This window comes from Desulfocucumis palustris, assembly GCF_002933875.1.
In the GTDB taxonomy this organism is placed as follows: Bacteria; Bacillota; Desulfotomaculia; order Desulfotomaculales; family Desulfocucumaceae; genus Desulfocucumis; species Desulfocucumis palustris.
Genome location: NZ_BFAV01000135.1, coordinates 1 through 7,681, shown reverse-complemented (window position 1 = coordinate 7,681; position 7,681 = coordinate 1). Strand labels below are relative to the sequence as shown.

8 protein-coding genes are annotated in these 7,681 nt (G+C 49.9%); 7 read left to right on the top strand and 1 reads right to left on the bottom strand.

Going from position 1 to position 7,681, the window contains the following annotated elements; translation table 11 throughout:
* The 3 genes from DCCM_RS18915 to DCCM_RS11730 all read left to right on the top strand — a co-directional run.
* Positions 1-769, top strand: a 769-nt coding sequence (locus tag DCCM_RS18915) for a complement C1q domain-containing protein (RefSeq protein ID WP_193872603.1), incomplete at its 5' end; no start/stop codon positions are given.
* Positions 770-1,002: 233 nt separating this feature from the next.
* Positions 1,003-2,106 carry a glycosyltransferase gene (locus DCCM_RS11740; RefSeq protein WP_207655590.1) on the top strand — a complete coding sequence of 368 codons (1,104 nt, stop codon included), beginning with the start codon at positions 1,003-1,005 and terminating at the stop codon, positions 2,104-2,106.
* 641 nt (positions 2,107-2,747) lie between these two features.
* Positions 2,748-3,341 (top strand): class I SAM-dependent methyltransferase, encoded by a 594-nt coding sequence (locus DCCM_RS11730; RefSeq protein WP_231702757.1) that lies wholly within the window; start codon positions 2,748-2,750, stop codon positions 3,339-3,341.
* Between the two features lie 123 nt (positions 3,342-3,464).
* Here the strand turns inward: DCCM_RS11730 and DCCM_RS11725 are convergent, their stop codons facing one another.
* On the bottom strand, positions 3,465-4,460 hold the full coding sequence (locus tag DCCM_RS11725) for a glycosyltransferase family 4 protein (RefSeq protein ID WP_104372591.1): 996 nt from the start codon (positions 4,458-4,460) through the stop codon (positions 3,465-3,467).
* Positions 4,461-4,638: 178 nt separating this feature from the next.
* On the opposite strand from DCCM_RS11725, the gene DCCM_RS11720 reads away from it, so the two are divergent.
* The 4 genes from DCCM_RS11720 (at position 4,639) to DCCM_RS18660 (ending at position 7,547) form a co-directional block, all read left to right on the top strand.
* Positions 4,639-5,703 (top strand): nucleotide sugar dehydrogenase, encoded by a 1,065-nt coding sequence (locus DCCM_RS11720; RefSeq protein WP_104372592.1) that lies wholly within the window; start codon positions 4,639-4,641, stop codon positions 5,701-5,703.
* Between the two features lie 79 nt (positions 5,704-5,782).
* Positions 5,783-6,703, top strand: a complete 921-nt coding sequence (locus tag DCCM_RS11715) for an NAD-dependent epimerase/dehydratase family protein (protein ID WP_104372590.1) — start codon at positions 5,783-5,785, stop codon at positions 6,701-6,703.
* Positions 6,703-7,407: a glycosyltransferase gene (locus tag DCCM_RS11710; RefSeq protein ID WP_104372589.1), complete on the top strand. Its 705-nt coding sequence runs from the start codon at positions 6,703-6,705 to the stop codon at positions 7,405-7,407. The genes DCCM_RS11715 and DCCM_RS11710 overlap by 1 nt, the downstream gene beginning before the upstream one ends.
* The gene (locus DCCM_RS18660) at positions 7,404-7,547 is read left to right on the top strand and encodes a hypothetical protein (RefSeq protein WP_165792131.1); all 144 of its coding nucleotides are present in this window, start codon (positions 7,404-7,406) and stop codon (positions 7,545-7,547) included. The genes DCCM_RS11710 and DCCM_RS18660 overlap by 4 nt, the downstream gene beginning before the upstream one ends.
* Positions 7,548-7,681 lie beyond the last annotated feature (134 nt).

The following is a 7,681-nucleotide window of genomic DNA, read 5'->3' as shown; positions in this document are numbered from 1 at the left end:
CACGGGAGCCACGGGAGCCACGGGAGCCACAGGAGCCACAGGGACCACGGGAGCCACGGGAGCCACAGGGGCTACAGGAGCCACGGGAGCCACAGGGGCCACGGGAGCCACGGGAGCCACAGGGGCCACGGGAGCCACAGGGACCACGGGAGCCACGGGAGCCACAGGGGCCACGGGAGCCACAGGGGCTACAGGAGCCACGGGGGCCACAGGAGCCACAGGGGCCACGGGAGCCACGGGAGCCACAGGGGCCACGGGAGCCACGGGGGCCACAGGAGCCACAGGGACTACGGGGGCCACGGGAGCTACCGGGGCCACAGGACCCACAGGAGCAACGGGAGCCACAGCTCCTTCCCCGGTTTTTCAAGGGATTCAGGCCCAGCTGCAGGGAAGCCCCGGTACACTGCTTGCCGATAGTGGGAATGTGCTTTTTGACACAATCAACATCAATCAGACCGGTGGCATCAGCTACAATAGTGCTACAGGGGAATTCACCATTTCAGAAGCCGGTAATTATTATATAGCATGGTGGGTTGCTACCGATGGTTCCGCAGGGCCTGTCAATCTGGCATTTTCTGTTGTGGTTGACGACATTTCTGTCTCCCTGGGCAACGCTCCTGTTGTAACAGGACAGATAAGCGGTGACGCGCTGATTACGGTGGAAGCTGTTCCGGCTGTGGTAACACTGGCAAATCAAACAGGCGCGGACGTGCTATTTGCCAATACTGTGGTTCAGGCGAATATCGCAATACTAACAGCTTCTTTATAAGCAGACCCTTTCCCGCTGTATTGAAGATTATAATTAAATTGTCAAACTTCCCGGCACCGCACGCTGCCTGCGGGATTGAGAGGCCATTCACCAATTAAAACAATTTAAAGGGCCTCCGGTTGATTGGAAACCGGGGGCCCTTTTGACATCTCAGCCGAATAAGCAGGCGTTCCATTATTATTTATAAAAGCATATATATGTTTATAATGCTAATTAATTTTGAGGGGATAATAATGAAAGAAATAAGCATCAGCCTGTGTATGATTGTCAAAAATGAAGAAAATACCATCGCCCGGTGCTTGGACTCCGTAAAAGATATTGTTGATGAAATTGTTATCGTTGACACCGGCTCTACGGATCGGACAAAAGAAATTGTCGGCGGCTACACTGATAAAATATATGATTTTACCTGGATCGACGATTTTTCCGCAGCCCGCAATTATGCCTTCAGCCTTGCCTCCACGGACTATATATTATGGCTGGATGCGGACGATGTTATATTGGAGCCGGACCGGCTGAAATTCCTGGACCTTAAAAAAACTCTGGACCCATTGATGGACGCGGTGAACATGCCTTATCTGCTGGCCTTTGATCAGCACGGCAATGTCACCTTCAGTCTCCGTAGAAACCGGCTGGTTAAACGCAGCCGAAATTTTCAATGGATCGGAGCCGTGCACGAGTACCTGGCGGTTGGCGGACATATACTGAACAGCGATATTTCTGTTGTGCATAAAGAAGAAGCCCGTGATTCGGACAGAAACCTCAATATTTATGAAAGGCGCCTGGCCGGGGGAGAAGAATTCACTCCCCGGGATTTTTACTATTTTGCCAATGAATTGTTTGAACACCAGCAGTTTGAGCGGGCTATTGAATTTTATGAAAAATTTTTGAATACGGATATGGGATGGGTTGAGGATCGAATAGCCGCCTGTGCAAAGCTTGCGGATTGCTTTCATCGCCTGGGGGATCCCAAGAGCGAACATGCCTTTTTATACAGGTCCTTTGAATATGACACCCCCAGGGCGGAGTTTTGCTGTCGGCTGGGCCACAGCTGCCTGCAAGCCGGGAGGCTCAAGCAGGCCGTATTCTGGTATAAGCTGGCGACGGAATTAGAAAAGCCTGTGGATAGTTGGGGACATATGTACCATGCTTGCTGGACCTGGCTTCCGCATCTTCAATTGTGTGTTTGTTACGACCGCCTGGGTGAGCATGAGCTGGCCTATAAGCATAACGAAATAGCCAGAACGTTTCAGCCGGAAAATGTCAGTGTTATTCACAACAAAATATATCTGGAGGGTGTATTGGGAAAAGAAGTGAAGGAAGAAAAAAATAGCTGACGGGCCGTCCGGCAGTGGAATCCTTCACTCCCCGGTTTAAATACCGGTGTTCCCCCAGATACAAACAAGGCTTTCGGTATTCCTAAAACCGGAAGCCTTGTTTTTTTCCATAGGAGTTTTCTTCCTCACGCCTGCCTGATAATGATAAGCAATTGCCGGTCAGCATACCGGGCAACTTCTTAATTTAAAGCAGGGTATGTCTCCCGGGTGGGATGCCGTGTCCACGCAGTATTACTGCGACTTTGACGGGCACGGGAATGTTGCGCTGAATGTGCGGCGCGCGAGACTGGTGAAACGCTCAAGAAACTAACTACCGGCGGGCCGCCGAAAACCTTGCCAGCCGCATGTGGCTGCCGCATATGCAGCGGGGCCTTTGCTATTACCAAATGGGTGATTACCGGCTATCTTACCGCCACAATAAAATTTTGCTTTTTTATCGGCCAAATGACAAAAGCATCATCAATAACCTGAAACTGCTGGAGGAATTAATTGGTGGTATATGACAAGCAGCATGGCTTGTCCGGGGAAAGCAAATATTATTGGAAAAGCTGATCCGTCAGCGGATTTGTGTGTCAGGGGGTACTTTAGAGGAAAATTTGAATAACATATAAAGAGATTAACATGGGAAGGATGTTCAGCCAGTGAAAGTAATTGTCGCGGATCATCAAGATTTCCTTGCTATGATTAATGAGTTCCTCTCAGATTCCCGTATGGTTCTGGACGTTGGCTGCGGTGTGGGCGCGACGCTCAAGGATATTTGTTGTCCTGTTAAAGTCGGTGTTGATGCCTATAGGCCCTATTTGGAGAAGTCTGCGTCAGACGACAGTTTTATTAAAATCAATTTTACGGCGGAGCGTCTTAACGAGATATTCCTGGCCAATTCCTTCGATGGTGTGACATTGATTGATGTGATCGAGCATTTCGAAAAGGATGTCGCCCTGGATGTGCTGCGCCAGGTGGAGGAAATCGCCGCCAAAATGGTAATCGTCTTCACGCCCAGGGGTTTTTTTCACCAGGTCGAGGTGGATCATTACGGCTTGGGGGGAGAAAGCTATCAGCGGCACCGATCAGGCTGGGAGGTGGAGGATTTCCTAGAACTGGGCTACCATGTTGTTGTTTTCAGTAAATACCACGATCAGAGAAATTTGGCGTTTTCCCAGGTTTACGGCAATAACGCCGAGCCTATTGATGCCCTGCTGGCCTGGAAGGACTGCAGTCCGGGCGACGGTTTCTAAACCTTCGCCCGTCGTCTGGGAAGCGAGAGGTTGGAGTTGGGTGTCTTTTAGGGGTTTTCGCTTCATTTGCTCCAGCCTCCAACAGCTCTCTCCTTAATGGCGTCCCAACAGCCCCCGGGACAGCTAGACATGGGCCAACCGTAATAGCAAGGCTTCCAATTTATCGGCTGATTGCCGCCAGGTCCAGGGCCGGACGAATTGTAAGCCGGCCAGGGCAATCCGCTTCCGTTCAGCTTCCCGGGTTAATAGCTGTGCCAGGGCCCCGGTTAGCTGCTGGATATCGCCGGGGGGAACAAGTAAACAGTTCTCCCCGCTTTTTGCGTAATCCCGGTTGCCGCCATTGTCCGTGGTTATCACCGCCGTGCCGCAGGCCATGGCCTCCAGGGGCGGCATGGAAAAAGATTCGAAATGGGAGGTCGACACGAAGATATCCGCCCGGGCATAGAAAAGGGACATTTCGCGGTCAGAGGAAGCCTTCACTATTTCATAGGGAAAGGGCGCCGGGTAATTCGCCCCCTCCGGGGCGGCAATACGGACATCAAAGCAGGGAATAATCCGGGTTAAACGCCGGCAGGCTTCCCAGAAGTCATCGGTGCCTTTCCAGGTATAACCGTGTTCCTTTGAACGCAGTATATAAGCGATTTTAAGTCGTCCGCTGGAAAGGGATTCCTTGGGATGGGGGCAGAAAAAACGGGTATCAACTCCTCCGGGGATAACCGTGCTGTTTCTTCCGGTCTCTTTTATAATTAACTGCCGGTGCCATTCCGACAGGGAAACAATAGGGGCGTCTATCAGGTAGGAAGACAGGGCTTTTGTTTTGTCCGCCACCCATAAAGGTTCATAGCCAAGGCTGAGCCGGACGACCCGGCCTTTTTTTGATTCCCAGGCCGGAAAAACTGTGGGATAAAAATTGGGGAGTATAAAATCCCCAGGGGGTATCGTATCCGGAGCAAGCTCTTTGACCCGTGTGAGCTGTGCCCGCAGAGGCCAGGCCACGGAGGCGTTTTCGGGGATTACAATTTCCACCCGGTGTCCTTTATCCACCATTTCATTGGCTATTTGGTAAATAAAGCGTGTCCCCCCCGTTTCCAAACTTAGTACTGGAATAACAATTTTCATAAACTAATCCTCCTGCAATAAAGGGCTGTATGTTTCACCCGGCCTCGAGGTTGGCGGTAAGAGCGGCCATATCCCTTATTTATGTAATATTTTATGAGCAACATAGGGCAGTTGTGTCAACATGAAGGGAGCTGCCATAACTTATAATGATGGGCTTGGTGGAAGGATGGATCAAAAAATGAAAATTTGTGTTGTGGGTTTGGGCAGTATTGGCTTTAATCTTTTCACGCACCTGGGCCGGAAATTCCCAGGAGAGGTCATCGGGGTTGATGTGAATGAGAGCAGGGTGAGCGAATTACGCCGCCAGGGGTTTGAGGTTACCGCAGATTACCGTAATTTGACAGGAATAGATGTCTGGTTAATGGCGCCTTCCACCGGCAGCCGGGGACAGAATTTATTTTTGGCCCTGGAACAAATGCTTATCTGTCCGGGTTCTTTGATTTCCATTGAATCAACATTGCCACCCGGAACAATGTGGCGGGTTCGAGAATTTTTGGAGGAAAAGGGGTTCGAACTGGGTACGGATATTTTCTTGATCCACGTGCCCCACAGGATAATGTTCGGGGTTGATCAAACCGTTTGCGATACCCCCCGGGTGATGGGCGCCTTTACCGGGGCCTGCCTGGAAAGGGGACGCCGTTTTTATGCCCCGCTGGTCCCCCAACTGGTGGAAGTTCCCGATGTCCGGGTGGCGGAGCTGTCCAAGGTGGTTGAAAATGTGAAGCGCTACGTGGATATTGCCTTTGCCCAGGATATTTACTGCTATTGCGTTGATCAGGGAATTGATTTTGACGAACTGAGACTGGCTGTAAACAGTAAAAATAACGTCGAACTTCTAGGCACTGATTGGGGTATCGGCGGGGAGTGCCTGCCCAAGGACATGGGTTTTTTAAGAAGCGTTTGCAGTTCGGTGTTATTGGAAGGAGCGGAAGAGGCGGATAACCAATATCGCCACAGGATTGCCCGCCAGGTTGGCAGCGGCAGGGGGGTTTTAGTGCGAGGTTTAAGCTATAAAGCCGGGGTCAAGGATATTAAGCATAGCAGAGGTGCTGATTTGGTCAGGGCTTTAGAGGCGGCCGGGAATACTGTTTGGGTTGAAGATCCCTTATTTACTCCCGGTGAATTGGCTGAAGCGGGCTTCAGGCCCAATGATCAAGCGGAGCCGGGAAAGGAAAAACAGGAAAGGTTGACGGGCAGGGTGGTACTGGAGCGGCAAAGGGCCTTGAACCCGAAAGATGAGTGAGGGCCGGGGGAATGTCACCAGGGGAAGTGAAGCCGGAAAGCTCCGGTTTATATAATTAGCGGAAAAAGGAGCATATATAATGGCCAGAATATTGGTTACCGGTAGTAAAGGAACACTGGGCCTGCGATTGGTGGATGTTTTAAAAAAACGGGGACACGATGTTTGGGAAGTGGATTTGCTGCATCATTCCGGGGAGAGGTATATTAGGGCGGATATTGCCGAATACCGTCAATTGGAACGTGTTTTTGAGCAAAGCTATGATTATGTATACCATTTGGCGGCTGAATTCGGCCGTATTAATGGAGAGCATTATTACGACACCCTGTGGAAGACAAACGTGATTGGAACCCGCAACCTGTTGGAATGGCAATTAAAAAAGGGTTTTAAACTGGTGTTTACAAGCTCCTCGGAAATCTATGGGGAAGCCGTGGAACCCCTGCTAACGGAAGATTTGCCTTTAAAAAAGACTATAATTCAGCATAATGACTATGCCATAAGCAAGTGGGTAAATGAAGTTCAAATAACGAACTTTGAAAAAAAATACCAATCCCCCATTGTTATACTTCGCCTGTTTAACGCCTACGGGCCGGGGGAATATTATCATCCCTACCGCAGTGTTATTTGCCTGTTTGTTTATCGGGCCTTAAAAGGGCTCCCCTATGATGTTTTTGAAGGATATTATCGTGTTTTTATGTATGTGGATGATTTAATTCCCACCATGGCCAATGTTGTTAATAATTTTAAACCGGGGGAGGTTTATAACATCGGCGGAACGGAATACCGCAGTGTTAAAGAATTAAGCGACCTGGTGCTTAAATATACCAAGGGCAATCCACTTTTAGTGAGTTATCTCCCGGAAGACAAGCACAATACGGTGAGTAAACGGCCGGACATACGCAAGGCCATGGCTGATCTCGGACATAAGCCCGGGGTGGTGCTGGAGGAGGGATTGCCCATTACCGTTGAGTGGATGAAAAAGGTTTATCCGGAGGGCTGCTGATGCTAACGCCGAGAGTCAGTGTGGTCATCCCGACGTATAATCACGCCCGGTATCTCCGCTACGCCATTGACAGCGTAATCAATCAGGGTTATGCCGATACTGAGATATTAGTCATTGACGACGGTTCAAACGATGGAACAGCCGAGTTTGTGAAGCCCTATCTTTCTAAAATCAACTATGTCTATAAAAAAAACGGGGGAACACCCAGCGCTTTAAATCTGGGGTTGTCCCTGGCAACCGGCAAGTACATTTGCTGGTTAAGCGCCGATGACATGTTTATGGGGGATAAATTGTTTAAACAGGTCAGAGCCATGGAAAGAAATCCAAAGCTGGGCTTCAGCTACACCAATTTTGTTGTTATCAACGCCGAAGGCAAATGGCAATATGAGGTGAATGCGGCTTTTTTTCCCGACAGGCGGTCAATGGTAACAAAGCTTATGGAGGGCTGTTTTATTAATGGCTCCTCGGTGATGATGCGAAGTTCCGCTTTAAAGAAAATAGGGAATTTCGACGAGAGTCTGCCCCAGGCCCATGATTATGACCTGTGGTTTCGTTTTATCCGGAATTACCCTTGCGGATTTCTGGAGGAACCTTTGCTGGCTTATCGCTGGCATGGCGAAAATATGAGTCAAAACCCCGACGAGTCATGTTCTTTGATCGTTAAAGAAAGAGCTAAACGGCTTTTTCCCGAGTGGCTGAAATGAAACCGGCCAATCCTTTAAGCGGCGGCGAAAATTATCTGCGCCGGTGCCGGGATAAAGCGAAAGAATTCTTACCCGGGGAAGATTTGTTTGCCATCGCCCCGGTATTGTCGATGTTCCGGCGAAAAACAACGCCGGATTAATTTTTCACCAGGGGTCCGTTTTGATATTCTTTCGTCCCCTAGGAGGCCGTTGAAAAAGTCCATCTGCTGCGTTGCGGCTGCGGCCTCAATGCTCGACGTACTATGAGTACGCCTCCGCTTGAGGCCTTGCCACG